The 23,929-nt window shown below is 68.9% G+C and carries 24 protein-coding genes; 13 read left to right on the top strand and 11 right to left on the bottom strand.

Annotated features, from left to right (window positions below):
- Positions 1–167: 167 nt before the first annotated feature.
- Complete coding sequence (locus ASF63_RS05830) at positions 168–1,244, bottom strand: sensor histidine kinase (protein WP_056510688.1); 1,077 nt, start codon at positions 1,242–1,244, stop codon at positions 168–170.
- Between the two features lie 28 nt (positions 1,245–1,272).
- A complete protein-coding gene (locus ASF63_RS05825; RefSeq protein WP_056510685.1) occupies positions 1,273–1,944 on the bottom strand; it encodes a response regulator transcription factor in 672 nt (223 codons plus the stop codon).
- A 102-nt stretch (positions 1,945–2,046) separates the two neighbouring features.
- On the opposite strand from ASF63_RS05825, the gene ASF63_RS05820 reads away from it, so the two are divergent.
- The 4 genes from ASF63_RS05820 to ASF63_RS05805 are packed head-to-tail and all read left to right on the top strand — an operon-like array spanning position 2,047 to position 5,757.
- A complete protein-coding gene (locus ASF63_RS05820) occupies positions 2,047–2,655 on the top strand; it encodes a M15 family metallopeptidase (RefSeq protein ID WP_056510682.1) in 609 nt (202 codons plus the stop codon).
- A complete protein-coding gene (alr, locus tag ASF63_RS05815) occupies positions 2,652–3,788 on the top strand; it encodes an alanine racemase (protein WP_082477860.1) in 1,137 nt (378 codons plus the stop codon). Before ASF63_RS05820 ends, alr begins: the two co-directional genes overlap by 4 nt.
- A complete protein-coding gene (locus tag ASF63_RS05810) occupies positions 3,785–4,741 on the top strand; it encodes a D-alanine--D-alanine ligase (protein ID WP_056510678.1) in 957 nt (318 codons plus the stop codon). The genes alr and ASF63_RS05810 overlap by 4 nt, the downstream gene beginning before the upstream one ends.
- Positions 4,738–5,757, top strand: coding sequence for an acyltransferase family protein (locus ASF63_RS05805; protein WP_056510674.1), 1,020 nt, complete (start codon positions 4,738–4,740; stop codon positions 5,755–5,757). The genes ASF63_RS05810 and ASF63_RS05805 overlap by 4 nt, the downstream gene beginning before the upstream one ends.
- 43 nt (positions 5,758–5,800) lie before the next feature.
- Here the strand turns inward: ASF63_RS05805 and ASF63_RS05800 are convergent, their stop codons facing one another.
- From ASF63_RS05800 to ASF63_RS05785, 4 genes are all read right to left on the bottom strand, one after another.
- Complete coding sequence (locus ASF63_RS05800; RefSeq protein WP_056510670.1) at positions 5,801–8,350, bottom strand: DEAD/DEAH box helicase; 2,550 nt, start codon at positions 8,348–8,350, stop codon at positions 5,801–5,803.
- A 127-nt stretch (positions 8,351–8,477) separates the two neighbouring features.
- Positions 8,478–9,191 (bottom strand): purine-nucleoside phosphorylase, encoded by a 714-nt coding sequence (deoD, locus tag ASF63_RS05795; RefSeq protein WP_056510668.1) that lies wholly within the window; start codon positions 9,189–9,191, stop codon positions 8,478–8,480.
- Positions 9,192–9,237: 46 nt separating this feature from the next.
- Positions 9,238–9,906, bottom strand: a complete 669-nt coding sequence (locus ASF63_RS05790; RefSeq protein WP_056512733.1) for a DNA alkylation repair protein — start codon at positions 9,904–9,906, stop codon at positions 9,238–9,240.
- A gap of 89 nt (positions 9,907–9,995) precedes the next feature.
- A complete protein-coding gene (locus ASF63_RS05785; RefSeq protein WP_056510665.1) occupies positions 9,996–11,030 on the bottom strand; it encodes an FUSC family protein in 1,035 nt (344 codons plus the stop codon).
- Positions 11,031–11,147: 117 nt separating this feature from the next.
- Between ASF63_RS05785 and ASF63_RS05780 the strand changes: the two genes are divergently transcribed.
- From ASF63_RS05780 to ASF63_RS05765, 4 genes are all read left to right on the top strand, one after another.
- A complete protein-coding gene (locus tag ASF63_RS05780) occupies positions 11,148–11,603 on the top strand; it encodes an SRPBCC family protein (RefSeq protein ID WP_056510662.1) in 456 nt (151 codons plus the stop codon).
- A gap of 159 nt (positions 11,604–11,762) precedes the next feature.
- Complete coding sequence (locus tag ASF63_RS05775) at positions 11,763–12,014, top strand: hypothetical protein (protein WP_056510656.1); 252 nt, start codon at positions 11,763–11,765, stop codon at positions 12,012–12,014.
- 68 nt (positions 12,015–12,082) lie between these two features.
- Positions 12,083–14,968, top strand: coding sequence for a helix-turn-helix transcriptional regulator (locus ASF63_RS05770; protein ID WP_082477856.1), 2,886 nt, complete (start codon positions 12,083–12,085; stop codon positions 14,966–14,968).
- 77 nt (positions 14,969–15,045) lie between these two features.
- A complete protein-coding gene (locus ASF63_RS05765) occupies positions 15,046–15,249 on the top strand; it encodes a cold-shock protein (protein WP_056310329.1) in 204 nt (67 codons plus the stop codon).
- Between the two features lie 243 nt (positions 15,250–15,492).
- On the opposite strand, the gene ASF63_RS05760 is transcribed toward ASF63_RS05765, so the two are convergent.
- The 5 genes from ASF63_RS05760 to ASF63_RS05740 are packed head-to-tail and all read right to left on the bottom strand — an operon-like array spanning position 15,493 to position 18,798.
- Positions 15,493–16,269, bottom strand: coding sequence for a hypothetical protein (locus tag ASF63_RS05760; RefSeq protein WP_157534247.1), 777 nt, complete (start codon positions 16,267–16,269; stop codon positions 15,493–15,495).
- 7 nt (positions 16,270–16,276) lie between these two features.
- Entirely contained in the window at positions 16,277–17,047 is a 771-nt protein-coding gene (locus ASF63_RS05755) for a hypothetical protein (RefSeq protein ID WP_056510647.1), read from the bottom strand.
- A complete protein-coding gene (locus tag ASF63_RS05750) occupies positions 17,040–18,221 on the bottom strand; it encodes a hypothetical protein (protein ID WP_056510644.1) in 1,182 nt (393 codons plus the stop codon). Before ASF63_RS05750 ends, ASF63_RS05755 begins: the two co-directional genes overlap by 8 nt.
- Entirely contained in the window at positions 18,218–18,514 is a 297-nt protein-coding gene (locus tag ASF63_RS05745; protein WP_056510639.1) for a hypothetical protein, read from the bottom strand. Before ASF63_RS05745 ends, ASF63_RS05750 begins: the two co-directional genes overlap by 4 nt.
- A complete protein-coding gene (locus ASF63_RS05740) occupies positions 18,511–18,798 on the bottom strand; it encodes an SAV_915 family protein (RefSeq protein WP_157534246.1) in 288 nt (95 codons plus the stop codon). Before ASF63_RS05740 ends, ASF63_RS05745 begins: the two co-directional genes overlap by 4 nt.
- Positions 18,799–18,988: 190 nt before the next feature.
- Here ASF63_RS05740 and ASF63_RS05735 point away from each other — a divergent pair, with 190 nt between their 5' ends.
- From ASF63_RS05735 to ASF63_RS05715, 5 genes are read left to right on the top strand one after another with little or no spacing between them, the layout of a single operon-like run.
- Complete coding sequence (locus ASF63_RS05735; protein WP_056512732.1) at positions 18,989–20,023, top strand: iron-siderophore ABC transporter substrate-binding protein; 1,035 nt, start codon at positions 18,989–18,991, stop codon at positions 20,021–20,023.
- A 53-nt stretch (positions 20,024–20,076) separates the two neighbouring features.
- Positions 20,077–21,099, top strand: coding sequence for a FecCD family ABC transporter permease (locus ASF63_RS05730; RefSeq protein WP_056512729.1), 1,023 nt, complete (start codon positions 20,077–20,079; stop codon positions 21,097–21,099).
- Positions 21,096–22,178 carry an iron ABC transporter permease gene (locus tag ASF63_RS05725; protein ID WP_082477854.1) on the top strand — a complete coding sequence of 361 codons (1,083 nt, stop codon included), beginning with the start codon at positions 21,096–21,098 and terminating at the stop codon, positions 22,176–22,178. The genes ASF63_RS05730 and ASF63_RS05725 overlap by 4 nt, the downstream gene beginning before the upstream one ends.
- Positions 22,175–22,975 carry an ABC transporter ATP-binding protein gene (locus ASF63_RS05720; RefSeq protein ID WP_056510633.1) on the top strand — a complete coding sequence of 267 codons (801 nt, stop codon included), beginning with the start codon at positions 22,175–22,177 and terminating at the stop codon, positions 22,973–22,975. Before ASF63_RS05725 ends, ASF63_RS05720 begins: the two co-directional genes overlap by 4 nt.
- Positions 22,965–23,921: a siderophore-interacting protein gene (locus ASF63_RS05715; RefSeq protein WP_056510630.1), complete on the top strand. Its 957-nt coding sequence runs from the start codon at positions 22,965–22,967 to the stop codon at positions 23,919–23,921. The genes ASF63_RS05720 and ASF63_RS05715 overlap by 11 nt, the downstream gene beginning before the upstream one ends.
- Positions 23,922–23,929: the final 8 nt, after the last annotated feature.

Below are 23,929 nucleotides of genomic sequence, written 5' to 3'. Positions count from 1 at the left end.
GGACTCAACCCGGCCGCCCTCTCGACCGGCCGCGCCGACCCTGAAACACAGATGCAGGCCGAGATCACGGATGCATGCCGAGACTGGGGATAGCGGCATGCATCCGTCATTTGAGCATGCAGGTGTGCGGGCCTACTCGGCACGGGATGCGGCTCAGGGAACCGGCCTCAGGCGAGGGGGCGGGGGAACGGATGCGGCAGCCACACCGTCACGTTCAACCCGCCGCCTCTGCGGGCCGTGAGCACGAGCGATCCGTCGTGCGTCTGGGCGATGCGCTGCACGATGGCGAGCCCGAGCCCCACGCCCGCGTGATCATCGTCTCGCGTGCGGTCGGCGCCTCTCTGGAACGGTTCGGCCAGGGTCGCGACCCGATCCGCGGGCAGCGCCGCACCGGTGTTCTCGACCACGAGCGCGACCGCCTCGGGGAGCACATGCGTGCGGACGGTCACGGTGCCGTCGGCGGGCAGATTGTGCACGATCGCGTTGTGCACGAGGTTCGTGATCAGCTGCTGCAGCAGCGCCGGCGATCCGAGGACGTTCGCCGTGTCGCCGCCCACATCGAGGGTCACGCCGCGGCGCTCGGCGAGGGGGAGCAGCGTCTCGGCGGATTCCTCGGCCAGCAGCGAGAGGTCGATCGGCTCGCGGGTGAAGGTGCGCCGCTCGGCGCGGCTGAGCATCAGCAGCGCCTCGGTCAGCTCGATTGCCCGTGCATTGACCTCGTGCAGTCGGGCGATGAGGGCGTCGACGTCGCGGTCGGGGTCGTTGCGGGCCACCTCGAGCATGGTCTGCGAGATCGCGAGCGGGGTGCGCAGCTCGTGCGAGGCGTTGGCCGCGAACCGCTGCTGCTCGGAGATGTGCGCCTCGAGCTGCTCCAGCATCGAGTCGAACACGTCGGCCAGGTCGCGGAACTCGTCGCGAGGTCCTTCGAGAGCGACACGGTGCGACAGCGACCCTTGGGCTGCGAGCTGGGCCGCGCGCCCGATGCGGTCGAGGGGCGCCAGCATGCGCCCTGCGATGAGCCATCCGCCGCCCAGCCCCAGAGCGAGCAGCACCAGCATCATCACGATCGCGACCGGGACGAATGCGCGGATGAGGTCGGAGCGGTTCGGCACGAAGAAGTCGCTGATGATGTTCACGTCGGGCACATACCGCAGCAGGTAGAAGGCGACTGCGGCGAGCAGCCCGATTCCCGACACGACGACGACGCCCGCATAGCTCAGAGTGAGCTTCCAGCGGGCGCTCATGCCTCGGCGCCTGGTCGGGCGGATCCGGTCAGTCATCGGCATCCGTTCCGATGCGATAGCCGACGCCCGGCACGGTGAGGATCAGCCAGGGCTCCCCGAGTCGCTTGCGCAGCGACGAGACGGTGATGCGCACGGCGTTCGTGAACGGGTCGGCGTTCTCATCCCACGCGCGCTCGAGCAGCTGCTCGGCGCTCACCACACCGCCTCCCGCATCGATCAGGACTTCGAGCACCGCGAACTGCTTGCGGGTGAGGGCGACGTACCTGCCGTCACGGTAGACCTCGCGGCGGAACGGATCGAGCCGCAGCCCGTCGATCTCGAGCACGGGCGGACGCACGCGCTGACGGCGGCGGTCGAGGGCGCGCAGGCGCAGCACGAGCTCTCGCAGCTCGAAGGGCTTCGTCAGGTAGTCGTCGGCCCCGATCTCGAAGCCCGTCTCCTTGTCGTCGAGCCGGTCGGCCGCGGTGAGCATGAGGATCGGGATGCCGCTGCCCGACGCCACGATCGAGCGGGCGACGTCGTCACCGGAGGGGCCGGGGATGTCGCGGTCGAGGACGGCCAGATCGTAGGAGTTGACGCTCAGGAGTTCGAGCGCCGTGTCGCCGTCTCCCGCGATGTCGGCGGCGATCGCCTCGAGGCGCAATCCGTCGCGCACGGCCTCGGCGAGGTACGGCTCGTCCTCGACGATCAGCACACGCACGGCACAGCTCTCATGTGCTCAGAGCTTACGCACCCGGGCATATCGGGAGCGTATGCAAAAGCGCATACGCCGTGGCAACACGCGCCTGAATTGACTGAGGGCATGAACACACGCACTGCCCCCAGTCGGCGACGCCTCACCGCGATCATCGGTGTCGCGCTGCTCGCCGCCGCCATCACCGGATCGGCCGTGATGATCGGCCAGCAGTCGCTGGCGTCGGCATCCGTCGCTCCCCAGCTGTCGGCCGCCTCCCTCACCGAGTCCGACGGCGTCATCCGCGACGAGGGCGCGGTGTCGGTGTTCGACGAGGTGCCGGCTGTGACGAACCTCGACGCCGACCTGCTCGCGGCGGTGCGCTCGGCGGCCACCGCGGCCGAGCTCGACGGGGTGCGGGTGCACGTGAACAGCGGCTGGCGGTCGGCTGCGTATCAGCAGGTGCTGCGGCAGGATGCCGTGATCGAATACGGCTCCGCAGAGGAGGCGGCCCGCTGGGTCGCGACCCCGGAGAACTCCGAGCACGTGTCCGGAGACGCGGTCGACCTCGGACCGGTCGCCGCGCAGGACTGGCTCTCGCGCAACGGCGCCGAGTTCGGACTCTGCCAGATCTACGCGAACGAGCGCTGGCACTTCGAGCTGCGCCCGGCTGCGGTCGCCAACGGCTGCCCCCTCATGTACGACGACCCGACCGCCGAGCCGAGGACCCAGCGATGAGCACGACACTGACGACCCCGCCCCTCACCCTCTCGCGCATGCACGCGCCCACTCTGCACACGATCCCCTCGGCCGTCGCGGCGAACGTCGAGCGGATGCGGTCTGCCACCGACGCGCGCATCATGGCGGTCGTGAAAGCCGACGGGTACGGCCTCGGAGCCGTCACGGTCGCCCGCGCGGCGATCGACGCGGGCGCCGAGTGGCTGGGCGTGACGGATGCGGAGGATGCGGCCGAGCTGCGCAGTGCAGGCATCGAGGTGCCGATCCTCGCGTGGCTGAATCCCTCGGGCGTCGATGCCGCACGGGCGATCGCCGATCGCGTCGACATCGCTGTCGGATCGGTCGAGGAGCTGCGGCAGCTCATCGCAGACGCCGCACCGCTCGCTGCGGGCCGCGTGCGCGTGCACCTGCATATGGACACCGGGATGTCGCGGGGCGGAGTGCCCCTGGCGGACTGGGTGGAACTGCTTCGACTGGCGCGCTCGGGCCTGGGGCGCATCGAGGTCGTCGGGGTCATGGGGCACCTGCCGTGCGCCGACGCCGCCGACCCCGCTCTCAACGCCCCCGCGGTGCTGCGGATGCGCCAGGCTCGGGATGCCGTGCTGCGCGCCGGGTTCGGTCCGCTGCTCGTGCACCTCGCCGCGACGTCCGGCACACTGACCGACCCCGCGACGCACTTCGACCTCGTGCGGGTCGGCGCCGGTCTCGTGGGCATCGACCCGTCCGAGACCGTGCCGTTGCGCGGGGCGGCGCGATTGACGGCATCCGTCGTACACAGCAGCGTCGTGGCCGCGGGCACTGCGGTGGGCTACGGCGGCGCGTTCGTGACAGAGCGCGCCACTCGTCTGAGCGTGGTCGGGGTCGGGTATGCCGACGGCATCCCTCGCGAGCTTCTGGCGGGGGCGAGCGTGGCGATCGACGGCGTCCGCTGCCCGATCGTCGGACGAGTGTCGATGGACCAGATCGTCGTCGATACGGGGGGACTGAGCGTGCCGCGGGGCGCGACCGCCGTCGTGTTCGGGCCGGAGGGCGGGGCGGTGCCGAGCGTGCACGAGTGGGCGCGGTGGGCGGGGAGCATCCCCCACACGATCCTCACGGGTGTCGGCTCTCGGGTCGAGAGGGCGATCGCGTGAGGGTGCTGGTCATCGGAGGAGGGCAGAACGCCGAGCACGACGTCTCGCTCGCCTCTGCTGCGGCGGTCGCTGCGGCACTGGGGGTCGGGGGATACGAGGTCAGCACGGTGACGATCTCGCGCACGGGGATCTGGGAGGTGGCTGGCATCTCGGAGGGTGCCACAGCCGCCGAGTCCCTCGCTCTCGCGATGCGGCTGATCGCGGAGGTCGACGTCGTATTCCCCGCAGTGCATGGAGCGCTCGGGGAAGACGGCGTGCTCGCGGCGCTCTGCGCGCTGGCGGGTGTTCGAGTGGTTGGAACGGGGCCTCGGGCCGGAGCCATCGGCATGGACAAGTGGGCGACGAAGCTCGTCGCCGAGGCTGCGGGACTGCGCACGGCCCGCGGGCGCCTGATCGATGCGGCGGACTGCGGGGATGCCGAGTTCGACGGCCCCGTCGTCGTCAAGCCTGTGTCGGCGGGCTCGAGCTATGGCGTCTCGCTGGTGCGCGACGAGGGTGAGCTCGGAGCTGCGCTGCAGGAGGCGGCGCGGTTCGACCGCCGCATCCTCGTCGAGGAGGTCGTGCAGGGACGCGAGATCGACGTCGCGGTGATCCGGGAGGCCGGCGGGGTGCGGTGGGCGGCTCCGGCGCTGGAGATCCACGCGTCAGGTCTCTTCGACACCGCCATGAAGTACGACGGCAGCGCACGGTTCACGGTGCCGGCCCAGCTCTCGGATGCCGACGCGACCGCGCTCAGCCGGGCCGCGCTGACGATGTTCGATGCGCTCGGCTGCGCCGGCGTCGCCCGAATGGACTTCTTCCTCACGGTGGAGGGGCCGGTGCTGAACGAGGTCAACACGATGCCGGGGTTGACCGCGGCATCTCAGGTGCCGCGGATGTTCGCGGCGGCCGACGTGTCGTACGTCGACCTGGTGTCTCGCCTCGTGCGCGCCGCCGAGGTACCGGGGCGGTGACCGCGCGCGTCGGCTGGCCCGATGTCGCGAAGGGCGTCTGCATCATCCTGGTGGTGCTGTGGCATGTGGTCACCAAACACGCGATCCAAGTCGAGGGAGCGGGGCCGATCACCGACGCCTGGGCGACGCTCAACGCGCAGCTGCTGCCGCTGCGGATGCCGCTGTTCTTCCTGATCTCAGGGATGTTCTCCGGAAGCGCCGTGAACGCGCCGACCGGAGCGTCGTGGCGTCGCCGCGCAGGGCGACTGGCCGGCGTCTACGTCATCTGGGTCGTGATCCAGACTTTCGTGCTCGCGTGGACGCCCGACTTCGACACGGCCAGGGCGGAGAACGGATGGCAGCTGCTCGCGCAGCTCACGATCAGCCCGACGAACCTCTGGTATCTGTTGGCGCTCGCGGTATATTCGCTGATCGCGCGCGCGGTTCGTCACGTGCCGACCGCCGTGGTGCTGCCCGTCGCCTTCGTGATCGCGGCGATCGCCGCCGCGGGACTCATCCCGGATCTGGGCAACCTGTGGCAGCTCGTGCAGAACCTTCTCTTCTTCCTCGCGGGCCTTCGACTGAGGTCGATCATCGAGCGCTTCGCCGCGGCATCCGGGCCCCTCCGCGCTCTCATGCTCGGCGGGGCATATGTCGCGGCTGTCGGCGCGGTCGGGGTGCTGGGCATGCGGCAGTGGCCGGGCGTCTGGCCGCTGCTGTCGATCGTCGCGGTCGCGTTCGGCGTCGCGGCGTGCGCTCTGCTCGACCGTCATGCGGGGGTGATCGCCCGCCCGCTGCGCTGGATCGGCCAGCGGACGCTGCCGATCTACGTGATCCATATGATCCCGCTGGCACTGATCGACGGTGCCCTCCGAGGCCCGGGCTGGGTCGCGACCCCGGCGGTCGAGGTCGTCTGGCCGATCGTGGTCACGGCCGTCGTGATCGCGATCTGCCTCGCGGTGCACGCAGGGCTCGTGCGTGTGGGGCTCGGGGTGCTGTTCGATCCGACCGTGCGGCCGCTCGTGCGCAGGAGGTGACCCGCTTCGTCTCGCTTCGCTCGCTCGACGACCGACGGTCGCCTCAGAGTCGATCGACGCCCGTCACCGTGACGACAGCGGCGCCCTCCTCATCGGACGCGGCGAGGTCGACCGTGGCCGAGATGCCCCAGTCGTGGTCGCCCGCCGGGTCGTCGAGGATCTGACGAACGGTCCATTCGGTGGCGCCCTCGGTGAGCAGCAGCAGCTGCGAGCTGCGGGCGTTCGCGCCGGTGAGGATCTCGTCGTGATCGGCGAAGTATCCGTCGAGCGCGTCAGACCACGCATCCGCGCCGAACGACGGATCGAGCTCGGCGAGGGCCGTGACGTCCTCGCGAGCCGCGAGCTGCACCCGGCGGAACAGCTCGTTGCGCACGAGGGTGCGGAACGCCCGCACGTTCGAGGTGAGGCGCTTGGGGGCCGGCGGGACGATCGGCTCCTCGTCGGGATCCTGCAGCACCCCGTTCACGAGCTCTTCCCACTCGTCGAGCAGGCTCGAGTCGACCTGGCGCACGAGTTCGCCGAGCCATTCGATGAGGTCGCGCAGATCCTCGTCCTTCGCCTCTTCGGGAATCGTCTGCGAGGCCGCCCGATACGCGTCCGAGAGGTAGCGCAGCACCACACCCTCGGAGCGCGCGATCTTGTAGAACGCGACATATTCTCCGAACGACATGGCCCGCTCGTACATGTCGCGGACGACGGACTTCGGATGCAGTTCGAAGTCGCGGATCCACGGCTGGGCCGCACTGAACGTCTCGAACGCGGCGCTCAGCAGCTCGTCGAGCGGCTTCGGATAGGTGATCTCCTCGAGCAGCTCCATGCGCTCGTCGTACTCGATGCCCTCGCGCTTCATGACGGCGACGGCTTCGCCGCGCGCCTGGAACTCCTGCTGGCCGAGGATGGCGCGGGGGTCGTCGAGCGTCGATTCGACGATCGAGATCATGTCGAGGGCGTACGAACCGGTGCCCGTGCCGGCCGAAGGATCGCGGTCGAGCAGGTCGAACGCCGCGAGGGCGAACGGCGACAGCGGCTGGTTCAGGGCGAAGTTCGGCTGCAGATCGACCGTGAGACGGATCTCCTGGCGTGTCGTCTCGGTCGCTCCGCTTCCTCGCTCCACGACCGGGACCTGCTCGACGACGCCCGACTCGAGCAGCGTCCGGTAGATGCCGATGGCGCGCAGCGCGAGCTCGCGCTGCCTCTTGCGGGGCTCGTGGTTGTCGTAGACGAGCGCGCGCATGTTGCCGAAGACGTCGCCGCCGCGACCGATCACGTTGAGCATCATGGCGCTCGTGATCTGCATGTGCGAGGTCAGCGTCTCGGGTTCGGCATCGATCAGCTTGCGGAACGACGGCTCGCCCCATGACACGAAGCCGTCGGGCGCTTTCTTGCGGACGATCTTGCGCTTCTTCTTCGGATCGTCGCCGGCCTTCTTGATCGCGGCGACGTTCTCGCTCTCGTGCTCCGGCGCCTGCGCGACGACCGTGCCCGCAGTGTCGAACCCTGCGCGTCCTGCGCGTCCTGCGATCTGATGGAACTCACGGGCGCTGAGCTGTCGCATCCGGGTGCCGTCGAACTTCGTCAGGGCCGTCAGCAGCACCGTGCGGATGGGCACGTTGATGCCGACGCCGAGAGTGTCGGTGCCGCAGATCACGCGCAGCAGGCCGCGCTGGGCAAGCTGTTCGACGAGGCGCCGGTACTTCGGCAGCATCCCGGCATGGTGAACGCCGATGCCGGCCCGCAGGAACCTCGAGAGGGTCTTGCCGAACGCGGTCGTGAACCGGAATCCGCCGATCAGCGCCGCGATCTCGTCGCGCTGCTCGCGCGTGGCGACCTTGGTGCTCGACAGTGCCTGCGCCCGTTCCATCGCCGCCGCCTGCGAGAAGTGCACGACGTAGATCGGCGACTGGCCGGTGCCGAGCAGATCGTCGATCGTCTCGTGGATCGGCGTCGTCTCATAGAAGTAGTGCAGGGGAACCGGGCGTTCGACGCCGGTGACGGATGCCGTGTCGCGGCCGGTTCTGCGGGTCAGGTCGCTCGACAGCTGCGACACATCGCCGAGCGTCGCCGACATCAGGATGAACTGCGCCTGCGGAAGCTCGAGCAGCGGAACCTGCCACGCCCACCCGCGGTCGGGGTCGGCGTAGAAGTGGAACTCGTCCATCACGACCTGGTGCACCGCGGCATCCGTGCCCTGGCGAAGCGCGAGGTTCGCGAGGATCTCGGCCGTGCAGCAGATGATCGGCGCATCGGGGTTGACCGACGAGTCACCCGTGATCATGCCGACGTTCGAGGCGCCGAAGACGTCGACGAGCGCGAAGAACTTCTCGCTCACCAGGGCCTTGATCGGAGCCGTGTAGAACGAGCGGCGACCCTCGACGAGCGCGGCGAAGTGCGCGCCGACCGCGACGAGCGACTTGCCGGTGCCGGTGGGGGTCGAGAGGATCAGGTTGTTGCCCGAGACGATCTCGATGACCGCCTCGTCCTGCGCGGGATAGAGGCTGATGCCGGTCGACTCCGCCCATTCGACGAACGCCGTGTAGACGGCATCCGCATCGGATCCGTCGGTCAGTGTGGTCGGGTCGAGGATCGCAGGCATGGTCTGTCGATCATCCCACCTTCGGCCCGAGCTATCCGCGCTCCGTATTCAGCATGGAACCGCCGGATGCGGTCGAGAACGGATGATTCGAGCGATCAGCGCGATCTCATGCTGAATACTGAACGACTCAGACCGAGGTCGCGGCGCGCAGGGCGATGCGGATCATGTCGCCGAAGGTCTGCTCGCGCTCCTGGGCGGTGGTCTGCTCGCCCGTGACGATGTGGTCGGACACGGTGCAGATGGCGAGGGCCCGACGGCCGTAGTACGCGGCGAGCGTGTAGAGGCCTGCCGCCTCCATCTCGACGCCGAGGGCGCCGTGCTGCACGAACGGCTCGGTCAGCTCGGGGCGGGTGCTGTAGAACTGGTCGCTCGAGAAGAGCAGACCCACGTGCACGGCCGAGTCCAGGGGCTCGGCCTCGCTCGCCTCGACGGCGGCACGCAGCAGGCCGAAGTCCGCGACGGGAGCGTAGTCGAGACCGTGGAAACGCACGCGGTTGATCCCCGAATCGGTGCAGGCGCCGTTGGCGATGATGATGTCGCGCACCTTCAGCTTCTCGGTCAGAGCGCCGCACGAGCCGACGCGCACGATGGTCTGCACGTCGTACTCCTCGAACAGCTCGTTCGCGTAGATCGCCATCGACGGCTGGCCCATGCCCGAACCCTGAACGGACACGCGGTGGCCCTCCCAGGTGCCGGTGTAGCCCAGCATCCCGCGGGTCTCGGAGTAGAGCTCGGCATCGTCGAGGAAGGTCTCGGCGATCCACTTCGCCCGCAGCGGGTCGCCCGGGAACAGGACGACGGGGGCGATCTGACCGGGCTGTGCGGCGATGTGCGTGCTCATGGATTCAGCGTACTGACGCCACTGATGAGGCAACCGGTGAGGATGCTCAGCCCTCGCGCCGCCGCACGATCTCGCCGATCCAGATCGGGGCGAACGGAGAGGTGCAGCCCGGCGCGGTCGGGTAGTCGGCGAGCACCTGCAGGCGGTCGCCGATCTCCAGCGCCCTCGCGCGCAGCTCGGGGTGGAAGATGCCGATGTTCGCGAGCGTCTCGTTCATCGACCACTGCAGGCGCTTCGGAGCATCCTGCAGGTCGCGCTCGATCAGGTCGAGCAGGTGATCGAGGTCGAGGCCGTCGGCGTCCTTCGCGACGCGCACGGTCGTGAGCGACCACGCCGCGGCGGCGACCGTCGGGTCGGAATCGTCGAACCAGCGCAGACGCAGCTCTTCGGCGAGCGGCGTCTTCTTGGCGACGTAGTTGACGAACCAATCGTTGACCTTGGGCGCGTGCGTCTGTCGCAGCATCGCGTCGAGCTCGTCGGCGGTGAACTCGCGGGGCTTGCAGACGAGCAGGGCGAGCAGACGAGCACCGGTGTCGCCCGTCGCCCACAGCTCCTTCGCGAGGGGCTGATCGGTCTTGACGCGCTTGGCCACGCCGCGCAGCCGGCTGAGGTTCATGCCGTGGTCGTCGCCGCGCTTCTCGTTCGCGGCGCGCATCTTCGGATCCTCGATCGCGGCCAGCTCGGCCAGTGCTTCGGCGACGGTCATGTCAGACATGCCTCCAGGGTAGGCCTCGACCCCGCCTCCGACGACGAGGGCGACGTGCTCGCCGACGACCCCGACGAGGACTGACACCGGAGCCGCGCTCACTCCTCTTCGACGAGCTCCCCGCGGATGCGCCGCAGGTCTTCCATCAGCGATCCGATCAAGATCCAGTGCGTCGACGACGGAGGCCGGATCACGAGAGGTGCTGTGAGCGCCGGGATGGCCGAGGTCAGCGTGTCGGGCTCGGGCGAGACGTCGGCGATCTGCACCGCGAGGCGCACGTCATGGCCGGCGCGTCGCAGCTGCTCGGCGATCGCGGTGACCGCCGGCTCCTGACCGATCGAGTCGTCGTAGTGGTCGAAATACGCGCGGGTCATGCCGATGGTCTGCGTCACGATGGGTGAGAGGCGCTCGAGCAGAGCGCGCATCTCGACGAGCTCCTCACGATGTGTCGAGCGGCGCGGGTTGAGGGTGAGCGACTCCTCACCGGCTTCGATCGACGCCTCTGCGGCATCCTTCATCGGGCGTAGCAGCCGCGCCTCGAGCATGATCTCCTGCAGCTTCGCCGGCGTCTGCGGCTCGGGCAGGGCGTCGGCGAGACGGTCGAGGCTCGCGGCGAGCTCTGCGCCGAGCAGACCGAGGTCGCGCCGGGCGGGCGCGACGAGCACGGGCGGCACGATCAGGGCGTTGACGACGATGCCGATCGCGACGCCGATCAGGGTCTCGACGATGCGGGCCAGGGCATAGTCGGGTGTCGAACCGAGGGCGAGCACGAGCATCGCCGAGATCGCGACCTGGTTGCCGGTGCCCGGGGTGGCACGGAACGCCCATGCGACGAGCATGGCCACGACGATGGCGAGCAGCACGATCCAGCTGGGCGAACCGAGCAGCAGGCCGAGTGCGACGGCGATCACGACCCCGACGATCACGCCGATGCTGCGCTCCAGCGCCTTCGACAGCGACTGGTTGACGCTGGGCTGCACGACCAGCAGCGCGGCGATCGCGGCGAACACGGGCAGCTGCCCCGGAACGACCCAGCCCGCGAGCAGCCACGCGGCGATCGTCGCCGCGGCGGACTTCACCACCTGCAGCAGGGGCGAGCGCTTCGAGGCGCGGATCGCGGCATGGATGCGCATGCGCACAACGCTACTCGGGAAGCTCCCCTGCTCATCGCCGATGTCAACCCCGTCGCCAACACTCGGGGACCCGCGCTGAATGGGATGGATCACAAGACGAGCAGTGAGGAGCATCACATGGTGCAGATCATCGAGACCATCGACGTCCACGTTCCGATCGACGTCGCCTACAACCAGTGGACCCAGTTCGAGAGCTTCCCCGAGTTCCTCGACGAGGTCGAGTCCATCGTCCAGATCGACGACACCCACAACCGCTGGACCGTGAAGGTGGGCGGCGCGACACGTGAGTTCGACGCCGAGATCACCGAGCAGCATCCTGATGAGCGGGTGGCGTGGAAGAGCGTCGGCGGCGACACGGAGCATGCCGGTGTCGTGACGTTCCACAAGATCGAGGACCTCACGACCCGCGTGACCGTGCAGATCGACTGGGAGCCCGAAGGCTTCCTCGAGAAGGTCGGCTCCCTCGTGGGCGCAGGCTCGCACGCGGTGAAGAAGGACCTGAAGAACTTCAAGGAGTTCATGGAGAAGCGCGGCGCCGAGACCGGTGCGTGGCGCGGTGACGTAGACGCCTGACGCACCCAGGTGAGAGGCCCGAACGGTGGTAGTCCCCGCTGTCGTTCGGGCCTCGTGCTGTGCGCCGGGGCGGTCGGGGGCGCAAAGATAGGGCATCCTCCCGATGCCGGAGGGGCACCTCAGAGCGGAGTGTAGGGACATCCCAAACGAGGAGATGTCATGTACGAGCACCCCTATCTCGCCTACACGGTGACCGAGTACGAGCAGGAGCGGATCCAGCAGGCGGCCGAGCGCCGTCGCTTCATCGCCGAGCACGCCGACCAGATCGTCCCCCGCGCCGCCGGCCCGGTCCGACGAGCAGGACAGCGGATGCTGCGCGCCATCACCGGTGCACGCGCCGCCACGACGGATGCCTCCGCACTCGCCGACCGCCGGGCCGCCGCAGGGTGCGAACCGGCCGCAGCCCGGTGAGCTCTGCTCTGCCGACAGCAGACGCGTGGAGCGCCCTGAATGTCGGACGGGGGTGGGACGATGAATCCATGCCCCCGTCCGCTCCCAGCGCCACGATGGTCGGCCGTGAAGCCGAGCTCGCGATCGTGCGCGGGTTCTTCGACCAGGTGGTCGAGGGAATCCCCGTCGCCGTTCTGGTCGAGGGCGAGGCGGGCATCGGCAAGTCGCGCCTGCTGCGCGAGTTCGGGGCCGAGGTGGCGAACCGCGCCGACGTCCATGTCGGCTGGTGCCTCGACCTCGGGGCATCACGCACTCCGTTCGGACCGCTGACCGGCATCCTCCGCTCGATCGTCGCGCTCATGGGCGCCGATCGCGTGCGCGACCAGCTCGGTGTCGGCGTCGAGGCGCTGGGCATGCTGCTGCCCGAGCTCAATCCGACCGACCGGTCGCAGACCAGCCCCGATCGCCTGCGCGACGCGATCGCGTCGCTCATCGAGGCCGCCGCAGAGCTCGCCCCGCAGGTGCTGGTCGTCGAAGACCTGCACTGGGCCGACGAGTCGACCCTCGCGCTCCTCTCCTTCCTGCTGCGCACGCTGGCACGGGGCCGCATCCTGCTCGTCCTCACCTGCCGCACCGACGACGTGCGCCGGGGCGATGCCGTGAGCCGGTTCATCGGCGAGTCCACTCGTGCGCGCCTTCTCGAGCGGGTCACGGTCGAGAGGCTCGACACGGCATCCGTGCGACAGCTCGCCGAGTCGATCACCGGAGAGCCGCTCAGCGACACCGCTCTCGAGCGCATCCAGGAGCGGGCAGAGGGCGTGCCGTTCTTCGTCGAGGAGATCGCCGGCTGCTCGACAGGTCCCCTCCCCGGCAGTCTGCGAGACCTCCTGCTCGCCCGATTCGACCGGCTCGGCGACGATGCGAGGCGCGTCGTGCACGTCGTGTCGGGCGCCGAGCGTCCGCTCACGCATCCGCTCGTCACTCGGCTCGCGGGCCTTCCGGAGGCGCGACTCGACGAGGGCATCCGCGAGGCGACGCTCAGCGGCATCCTCGTCGTGGTCGACGACGACTACCGATTCCGGCATGCGCTGCTGCGCGAAGCCGTGCACGACGACCTGCTCCCCGGTGAGCGCGCGCGCCTGCACAGGGCGTACGCCGAGACGCTCGAAGAGAACTGCACCGGCACCGACAGCGGAGATCCCGCCGCGCTCGCCTACCACTGGCAGCTCGCGCAAGACGACCGTCGTGCGCTCGCCGCGGCCGTCACCGCCATGCTCGACGCCAAGTCGCGATTCGCCTTCGCGAGCGCCGCCCGATTCGGCGAGCTCGCGCTCGATCTGTGGATCCAGGTGCCCGACGCCGAGAGCGTCGTCGACATCGAGCGCTTCGAGCTGCTGCGCACCCTCGGCTCGGTGCTGCGCAACGCCGGAGACGGTGAGAGGGCGCTGGCCGTGGTCAACGTCGCCCTCGACGAGGTCGATCCCGCGACGGTCGATCCGCGCACGCATGCGAGGCTGCTGCGCGACAAGGCCTACTACGTGATGAATCTCGGGCGCGAAGGCTCGATCGCGCTGCTTCATGAGTCGCTCGAGGTGCTCGACGGCAGGGTCGACGACGATCGGCTCCGCGCATCGATCCTCAATCAGCTGGCGAGCAGATACATGATCGCCGGGCATCTCGATCAGGCGATCACGCTGGCGATCGAGGCGGGAGAGCGTGCGGTTCGAGCGGGGGCCGATGATGAAGCATCGATCGCCGCGAACGTCCGGGGCGGCGCCCGCGCGCACCTCGGCGATCTCGAGGCCGGGCATCGGGAGTACGCACTCGCCCTGCGGCTGGCGAAGGGCACGAACGCCGAGATGCGGTATCGGGTGAACTACTCCGATCTGCTGGGGCTTCTCGGGCGCTACCGCGACGCGGTGCAGGTCGCTGAAGACGGCCTCGCCCCGGCGCGGGCGTTCGGTGTCGAGCGCACGACCGGTGCGCTGATGACGCAGAACATGGCGGTGCCCCTTCTCGAGATGGGCGAGATCGACCGCGTCGAGGGGATGCTGGCGCGCGAGCTCTCGCAGCGGACGCTGCGCATCTCGCACATGTACTCCACGATGACGCGCGTGCGCGTGCTGTCGTGGCGAGGTCGGCACGAGCAGGCGGCCGAGATACTGCGCGAATGGCATCCGTCGTTCGAAGAGACCGGACGCGTCGAACGACAGATCTGGTACGACGAGGTCATGATGCGCGTCGCCGTCGCCGAAGGGCGGGGCGATCACGCGCGAGCGCTCGCCGAAGTGAGAGCGATGCTGGCGGACGCCGGCCCCGTGTTCCTCCACCAGCGCCGTCTTCTGCTCGAGGCCGGACGCATGATCGCCGAGCTCCGGGCATCGGGCGTCGACGTCGCAGAGGCCATCGGCGATGTGCGGGAAGCGTGGCACGCGCAGCCCGCCCCGCTGCAGGGCGACCGGTGGGGGATGATCCTCGAAGCGCTGCTCTCGCCGTCGATCCCTGCGATGCGCGCTGCTGTCGACCTCGCGGACGACGACGACGTGCCCGTGACGTTCCGGGTGACGACACGGCTCGAGCTCGCTCGCCTGCTCGTCGACGCGGGCGAGCGAGCCGAGGCCGCCGCCGTGCTCGCCCACGCGCTCGGTGAGGCCGAACGGCTCGGGCATGTTCCGCTCACACAGGCCGTCGGGGCGTTCGCCTCCGCGTCTGGCCTCGCTGCAGCATCCGATTCATCCCGTGCCGTCGCGGAATCCGATCCGCTTACCGCGCGGGAGAGGCAGGTTCTCGAACTGATCGTCGAGGGTCTCAGCAACCGACAGATCGGTGAGCGGCTCTTCATCAGCGCGAAGACGGTGAGCGTCCACGTATCGGCCGTACTGCGAAAGCTCGGTGTCAGCACGCGCACAGAAGCGGCCGTCCTGCAGCAGAAGTCGGAGTTCGGAGCCAGCGGTCAGCCTGCCGTGGTACGTTGAGGACGCGCGTATGTCGGACGTTCCGTCACGGCGCGGGCCGCGCAAGCGGCCGTTTGAAAACAGAAAGTAGAAAACACATGGCCACTGGCACTGTGAAATGGTTCAACGCGGAAAAGGGCTTCGGCTTCATCGCTCCCGATGACGGCACGGACGACCTTTTCGCCCACTACTCGGCAATCGCCGGCTCCGGTTTCAAGGAGCTCCGCGAGAACCAGAAGGTCGAATTCGACGCTGAGCGTGGCCCCAAGGGCATGCAGGCTGCGAACATCCGCGCTCTCTGAGCGCGCGCTGACTTCCTGAAGCCGGCCGGATCCTCACGGATCCGGCCGGCTTTCTGCATGCCCCGGGGTCTTCGCGCGGATGCCTGTTCGAGGGCCGGTGCGGGGTCAGTTCCGCATCCGATTCGCCCGTCCGCGATGCGCAACTGGCCCCGCTCAACCGCGCGATGCGCTTGACCCCGCTCGACCGCGCGATGCGCAATTGGCCCCGCACGCCCGTCCATGTCCGGAGGCGGCGGCGAGGGCTCACCGCTCAGCGGGCGCGGTTCCGCTCGGTCCAACGGGCTCCGTGCCGTCGGGCGCCGCATCGAGCAGCAGATCGCCGAGGATCACATCGCCGATCCGCTCGCGGGCGACGGGATGCTGTGCGCACCGGTCGATCAGCTCGACGAGAACGGTGTGATCCGTGCGCTGGAGCCGGGTGTCGAGTACGAGCACCTCCCCGGATGAGAGCGTGAGGGAGAGGTGCTTGCGATCGCCGACCGCATGGTCGATCGCGTCCCAGTCCAGGGTGCGGCTGCGGAAGAGCGGTGCCGTGGCGGTCAGCCCGCGAGCATCGAACAGCAAGTCGATCGAGCGCAGTGCAACGATCAGGCGCCAGATCGCGTATCCGACGCCGACGAGCGCGAGCGCAGCGCCAAGGTTGTAGGAGAGGCGTCGACTGAGTCCCTCTGTGGCCGCGACCCACGCGTACAGCGCAAGAAGGACGGCGCTGACAGCCAGAAGCGCGGCGGCATAGATACCGGCGGTCCTTTTCGACCGTGCCGAGATCGCTCCAGGCGACGTGCGCACTTCGACCCCGCCGGGAATCGACGGTTCGTTGACCGCCTGTGCCCACAGCAGAGCCATGATCACGAAGCACCCTCCGAGCAGGGCCCTGATGAGACCCACGTTCTCGAAGCTGACGGCGAGGAGGGCGACGGCGCCGAAACCGTAGAGCGGAAACCGGAAAGCCCTCGTCGAGGCGAAAGGAGGGAGGGGATAGGCCAGTCGCCGAATCGTGGTCTGGCGAAGGATGCTCATGGTCATCTCACTTTCGAGCCGTCGGTGGTCCGCTGGGGAGCGAGCCGTCAGGTGCCGCATCGACGAGGAGATCGCCGAGGATCGCGTCGCCGATGCGCTCGCGCGCCGCCGGAAAAGCGCTGCACCGATCGATCAGCGCGCGCAGCACTTGAGGATCTGTGGTCTGGTGCCTGAAGGGGAACGACGGCTCGGTGCCGTCGGAGAGCACCAGTACGAGGTGTGATTCGGTGCCGGTCGTCAGCATGATGTCGTCCCACTCGACCAGACGCGCCCTGCGCACCGGCGAGGAGATGTGGATGCCCTCGGCATCGAGTCGGAGGTCGGTCGAGGTCACGGCGCCGATCAGACGCCATGCGGCGTAGACGAAGCAGCCGGTGGCGATGAGGAGGAATCCGGCGGATCGATTGCCCGGAAGCCCTCCCGGGAAGTCGAGGGCGAGAAAGTAGGCGGTGCCGGTCGCCGCGGTGACGAGCAGAAGGGCGAGGCACCAGGTTATGACGCGTCGCCGGGAGCGAGCGATGATCGTGCCGGTCGATGTGAGCACATCCACCCCGCCGGGGCCGTGCGAAGGACGCGCGATGACGAGGACCAGCGCCGCGGTCGCGGTCAACCCGATCATGAGCGGTGCACCGAACGGGTTGTCACCGGTCGCGACGATCAGGCCGGCCACGGCCAAGACGAGCACCAGGATCGACAGCTTCACCACGTCTGTCGCCCGGCGGCGGCCGACGCTCGCGTACTGCCCCAGCGTGGTCCGACGCCGTCGCCGGTCAGCCACTGTGGCTCAGGGTCTCGGAGACGTCGTAGAACCAGTCGCCCACGGATTCACCCATGTCTCCTGCCACGATGAACCCGTCGGCGACGAACTCGTAGATGCCCTCCTTCCACGAAGGCGCGACGGTTCCCCAGACCTCCGAGGCGACCCATCCCCCGAGGGCCGCGCCGCCGACACCGAGTCCGACAGAGGCGACGGCGGGGAAGGCGAGCATTGCGGCGACCTCGCCTCCCACCGCGCCTCCGAGCGCGCCTCCCGCCCATTCGACCGCGACATCGAGTGGGGCCTCTCCTTCGGCGATGTCCCAGACGCCGAAGGCGACGTCACCGGCGGGTCCGGCGACCTCCAGGACTCTGCGTCCACTGGTGAGGAAATCCGAGAAGCTGTCGAAGTCGGAGGCCTTGGCATCGAACGTGTCGGGGAGTCCTGCAGCGAGCTTCTCCTGGAGCAGGGCTTTCAGAGCAGGATCGCCGGTGACTCCTGACTTGCGGACCATCTCCGAAGCCAGATCCCGATACGTCCTCGCGTCGATGTTGAGCCTGTCGACCCTGCTCGTCCAGTCGATGCCGAGGTACGTGGCACCCCCGTCGAGAAGCGTGTGGGCGCCCTCGCGCAGCCTCGCGTGGATCTCCTCCGCGCTGACCGCGTCGGACGGACCGGAGGCGAGAGAGATGAGGTTCTCGGAGATCCAGATCTCGAGGTCGGCGTGCCAGTCGACCACGTCGCGTTGCATGCGCCCATAGTCACGCTCGAGCCGCTGGTGCTCGCGCCAGTCCTCCCACGAAGGATCCTCGGTCGACTGCGGAACCGGCCCCACCCAGACGGAGCGGAACACCTCTTCGCCCACCACTCGAAGACCGATGTCCTGCGCGTGCTGCAGGTAGCCGTCGAAATGCTCTCGCATCCGTTCGATCTTGCCGGCGAACATATGCACCGCCTCGGCGAAGGGGCCCGCGATCTCGGTGATCTCCCTGGCGGCCTTCACCAGGTCGAAGGAGATGTCCGTGAACGCCGCCGCCGACTCGCCCTGCCAGTAGGTCGAGGCGTTGATCGCGTCATCACCGCTGGCGAGGTCTCCCTCGGACGCCGCCTTCTCGGCGGAATGCCGCATCCACTCCGCGGCATCACGGATCGCGGCGGGGTCGCCGCCGACGCGGATCACGAAGCTGGCGGTCATACCGGCCCCACCGCGTCCGCGATCTTCTGCAGTTCCGCTGCGGTGGTCTCCTCGTTGGTGATCGTCTCCGCAGCGACGTCTCGAAGGATCCGGGCGATCATCATGTAGCTCGAGCCGAAGGGCTCGAGCATCGACGCGACACGGCTCATGACGTCGGCGATAGGCTCCGAGCCCTCGCCGCCGTCGATGGAATCCGGCAACGTGCTGAGGGCGGTTCTCGTGAGTTCCACGACCTCTTCGAGTTGCGCGGCGTTGTCGTCGAGGCGCTCGGGGTCGACATCGATCCGGCTCATGCTGTGCCGCCCGAGGTGGCCGATCGGGAGAGTCTCGGATCGAGCAGAACTCTCGAGACGTCTCGGTTCGCCGCTTGGCGTTCGAGGTCGGCGATGCGCACGAGCAGCCACGGTTGGGCGGAGCCGAGCTCGCTCTGGAGTCGATCGAGCGCGGAGAACGCGGTGATCGCCAGCTGCCCGGTCTGAAGCCGCCTCAGTTCGATCTGTGCTCGACCTTCGGACTCCTCGCCACTGATCGGCACGTAGACCACCGGTGGTATCTCTCGCGAGGCCACGTATTCCATGAGTTCCCCCTCAGGCTCAGATCGAGGGTAGCGCCATGCTCGTCGGCGTCGCGACCTCGGGGCGATATGCCGCCCGCAGGGGCTCCTCGAGATGAGGCTTGCCTAACTTTCTGTTAGATTAGGCCAGGCTTACCAAAGCCTGGCGCCCCTCTGCGCCGCACCCCCTCATCCCAACCCGAAGGGAATGCCTGTGCGCACCTCTCGTCTCATCGCCGCCGGTGTCGCCGCGGCCCTCGCCGTCGGCCTCACCGCCTGCGCGACTCCGTCGACCGGCTCCGATTCCGACTCCGCCGGCGGCAACCCCGCCGATGACAGCGCCTTCCCCGTCACGATCGAGCACGCGTACGGCGAGACGACCATCGAGACCAAGCCCGAGCGCGTCGCCACGATCGCCTGGGCGAACCACGAGGTTCCCCTCGCTCTCGGCATCGTTCCGGTCGGCATGAGCAAGGCCACGTGGGGCGACGACGACGACAACGGCATCCTGCCCTGGGTCGAGGAGAAGCTCGACGAGCTCGGCGGCGAAGAGCCCGTGCTGTTCGACGAGTCCGACGGCATCGACTACGAGGCCGTCGCCGACACCGAGCCCGACGTGATCCTCGCGTCCTACTCGGGTCTCACCCAGGAGGAGTATGACACCCTCTCGAAGATCGCCCCGGTGGTCGCGTACCCCGAGGTCGCCTGGGGCACCCCGGTCGACGAGATGATCGAACTCAACTCGAAGGCCCTCGGTCTCGAAGAAGAGGGCGACGCCCTCATCGAGGAGCTGCACGCCGACGCCGAGGCCGCGCTCGAGGAGAACAGCGCGCTCAAGGACAAGAAGGTCCTCTTCGCCTACATCGACCCGAGCGACCTGAGCCAGGTCGGCTACTACACCGCGATCGACACGCGCCCCGGATACCTGCACGACGACCTGGGCCTTCCGCTCCCGTCGGTCGTCGAGGAGAACGCCGACAGCAAGGAGTTCTACCTCTCGGTGAGCTCGGAGCAGGCTGACGCGTTCGACGACGTCGACGTCTTCGTGACGTACGGCGACGACTCGCTGATCGCCACCATGCAGGCCGACCCGCTGCTGTCGAAGATCCCCGCGATCGCCGAGGGCAACATCGTGATCCTGCCCGACTCCACCCCGATCGCGGCCTCGGCGAACCCGTCGCCGCTGTCGATCCAGTGGGGCCTGTCCGACTACCTCGGCCTGCTGGCAGCACCGCTCGCCGCGAAGTGACCTTCGGCGTCACCTTCGTGCACTGAGTTCCCGTGACCGCTGTCACCCTTCCCATGCCGGGCACCGCAGATCTGCGGCGCCCGGCATGGGCGCGCACGCTCTGGCTGCTGGTCGGTCTCGGAGTGCTGCTCGTGCTCTGCATCCTGTCGATCTGCTTCGGCGTGCGCTCCGTGAGCATCGACGACATCTTCGCCGCCCTCGCGGGGCAGGATGACACGCTCGCGCAGGCCGCGATCATCAAGCGCTTCCCGCGCACGGTGCTCGCGATCCTCGTCGGCGCGGCCCTCGCGCTCTCGGGCGCGACGATGCAGGCGGTCACCCGCAACCCGATCGCCGACCCCGGCATCCTCGGCGTCTCGAACGGCGCATCGCTCGCCGTCGTCTTCGGCCTCGCCTTCCTCGGCCTCACCGATGCGTACAGCCAGATGGCCCTCGCGATCATCGGAGCAGCCCTCGCCGCGGCGTTCGTCTACACCGTCGGCTCGCTCGGACGCGGTGGCGCGACACCCCTCAAGCTCGCTCTCGCGGGAGCCGCCACGTCGGCGGCCTTCGCCTCGCTGATCAGCGCCGTCATGCTGCCGCGCGTCGATCTGCTGCAGGCGTTCCAGTCCTGGCAGATCGGCGGGGTCGGCGGCGCCGAGTGGCCGCGCATCGCGATCACCGCTCCCGTGCTCGCCCTCGGCGCGCTGATCTGCTTCGCGAGCGCCCGCGGCATGAACTCCCTCGCGCTCGGCGACGACATGGCCAAGGGTCTCGGTGAGCACGTCTTCCGCACACGTCTCATGTCGGCGCTCGGCGCTGTGATCCTCGCCGGCGCGGCCACCGCGATAGCCGGCCCCATCGGCTTCGTCGGTCTCGTCATTCCGCACGTCTGCCGGATGCTGGTCGGCACCGACCACCGCTGGCTGCTGCCGTTCTCGGCCACGGCCGGTGCCGCACTGCTGCTCGCGAGCGACATCGTCGGCCGCGTGATCGCTCCCTCGTCGGAGGAGATCCAGGTCGGCATCATCACCGCGATCATCGGAGCCCCGTTCTTCATCTGGATCGTCCGTCGACAGAAGGTGCGTGAACTGTGAGCACCATCGACCGGGCTGCTGCCCAGACTCCTGCGGCATCCGAGCGCACTCACGACGCCGTCGCCGCGATCATCGCGGGGCGTCGTTCGCGCCACCGTCGCCATGCCGTCGCCACGATCGTGCTCGGCGTGGTGCTCGTGGTGCTGTTCGCCGTCGCCCTGATGATCGGCAACACGTTCTATCCGCTCGACGAGGTGATCCGCGTCATGCTCGGCCAGACCGTGCCGGGCGCATCGTTCACGGTGGGCGAGCTGCGGCTTCCTCGGGCGGTACTCGCGATCCTCGCCGGCTTCGCGTTCGGCATCGCCGGCGTCTCGTTCCAGACCCTGCTGCGCAACCCGCTCGCGTCGCCCGACATCATCGGCATCTCGAACGGCGCGGGTGCGGCGGCGGTCTTCGGCATCATCGTGCTCTCGGTCAACGGCCCGGTCGTCTCACTGCTCGCACTGGGCGGTGCGATCCTCACGGCCGGGGTCATCTACCTGCTGTCGATCAAGAACGGCTTCGCGGGCACTCGCCTGATCCTGATCGGCATCGGCGTCGCGGCGATGCTGCAGAGCATCATCTCGTACATGCTGTCGCGCGCCGCCAACTGGGACATCCAGACCGCGATGCAGTGGCTCACTGGCAGTCTCAACAACGCCTCGTGGGAGCGCGTCATGCCGCTCGCGATCGCCGCGGCCGTGCTCCTGCCGCTGTTGCTCTCGCAGGGTCGGGCGCTCGGGGCGATGCAGCTCGGCGACGACTCGGCATCGGGTCTCGGAGTGCGCGTCAACACCACTCGCCTGCTGTTCATCCTCGGCGCTGTCGCGCTGCTCGCCTTCGCGACGGCCGCCTGCGGCCCCATCGCCTTCGTCGCGTTCATGGCCGGTCCGATCGCCGCCCGCATCACCGGCCCCGGCGCGAACCTGCTGCTTCCGAGCGCGTTCGTGGGAGCCGTGCTCGTGCTCGGCGGCGACCTCATCGGGCAGTTCGCGTTCGGCGAGCGCTACCCGGTCGGCGTCATCACCGGCGTGCTCGGTGCTCCGTATCTCATCTTCCTGCTCATCCGCACGAACCGCTCGGGAGGTTCCCTGTGACCGAGGCGCATACTCTGGCGGCCGAGTCCGTCACGCTCGCCTACGGCGACCGCACGATCATCGACGGCCTCGACCTCCAGATCGCGCCCGGCAAGATCACCACGATCGTCGGTGCGAACGGATGCGGCAAGTCGACGCTGCTGCGCTCGCTCGCCCGTCTGCTGTCGCCCACTGCCGGTGAGATCGTGCTCGACGGCAAATCGGTGCACTCGCGCCCGACCAAGGAGGTCGCGCGCATCCTGGGCCTCCTGCCGCAGTCGCCGGTCGCGCCCGAGGGCATCGCCGTCGCCGACCTGGTCGGTCGCGGTCGGCATCCGCATCAGAAGATGCTGGCCCGCTGGAGCACGCACGACTACGAGGTCGTGGCGGATGCTCTGGCCGCGACCGGCACCACCGATCTCGCCGACCGCAGCGTCGACGAGCTGTCGGGCGGCCAGCGCCAGCGCGTGTGGATCGCCATGGCGCTCGCGCAGGAGACCGACATCCTGCTGCTCGACGAGCCGACCACGTTCCTCGACGTCGCGCACCAGGTCGAGGTGCTCGACCTGCTCACCGACCTGAGCGTCTCACGCGGCACCACGATCGTCATGGTGCTGCATGATCTCAACCTCGCCGCGCGGTATTCCGACGAGCTCGTCGCGATGAAGGAGGGCAGGGTGCACGCCACCGGCGCTCCGCAGGATGTCGTGACGGCCCAGCTCGTCGAAGAGGTCTTCGACCTCGCGAACCAGATCACCATCGACCCGGTATCGGGAAAGCCGATGGTCACCCCGATCGGAAGGCATCATGTCCGCTGAGACGACGACCGAACGCCCCACCTACGTGCTCGCCCTCGCTGAGGTGCGCGCGGTCGAACGGGTTTCGCCGAACTTCGTGCGCGTCACGTTCGGCGGTGACGACCTCTTCGAGTTCGGCACGCCAGGTGACGTCTTCGACTCTCGGATCAAGATCGTGTTCCCGCCGGCATCCGGCATCCTTCCCGCTCTCGATCGCGAGACCGGCGACTGGTGGGGATCGTTCCTCGCCGTTCCCGAGGAGGAGCGCGGATCCATGCGCACCTACTCGGTGCGCGACCTGCGCGTGACCGATGCGGGCACCGAGCTCGACGTCGACTTCGTGCTGCATCTCGCGCCGGGACTCACCGGACCCGCGTCGCTGTGGGCCAGCGCGGCCGAGGTCGGTCAGGAGCTGTTCATCGTCGGACCGCGTCGCGGGGTCGCCGCAGCGGCTCACGGCGGTGCCGAGTACGAACCCGGCACCGCGACGTCGGTCGTTCTCGCCGGTGACGAGACGGCGGCTCCGGCCATCGCCCGCATCCTCGAGGACGCCCCGAGCGACCTCCGGGGCTGTGCGTTCATCGAGGTGCCGTCGCCGGCCGACATCCTGCGCATCGATGCGCCTGCCGGCGTCGAGGTGCATTGGCTGCCCCGCGATGTCGGTGAGCCCCACGGCGTGCGGCTCATTCCCGCCGTACTCGGCTACCTGGGCGATGCGGATGCCGGCGACCAGATCGATGTGAAGGACATCGAGTCCGAGGACCTGCTCTGGGAGACGCCCGACTACTCGGGCCTCGGCGAGGAGATCGCGGCGGCGGATGCTCCCGCCGAGCGCTACTTCTGGATCGCCGGCGAGAGCGGCGTCGTCACCACACTGCGCCGCCACCTGGTCAAGGATCTCGGGATCGACCGCTCGCAGGTCGCCTTCATGGGCTACTGGCGTCGCGGCGTCGCCATGCGCGGCTGAGTCGGCGC

Origin of the sequence: Microbacterium sp. Leaf320 (genome assembly GCF_001423485.1) — a bacterium.
GTDB lineage: Bacteria > Actinomycetota > Actinomycetes > Actinomycetales > Microbacteriaceae > Microbacterium.
This window is presented reverse-complemented; position numbering and strand designations above follow the sequence as displayed.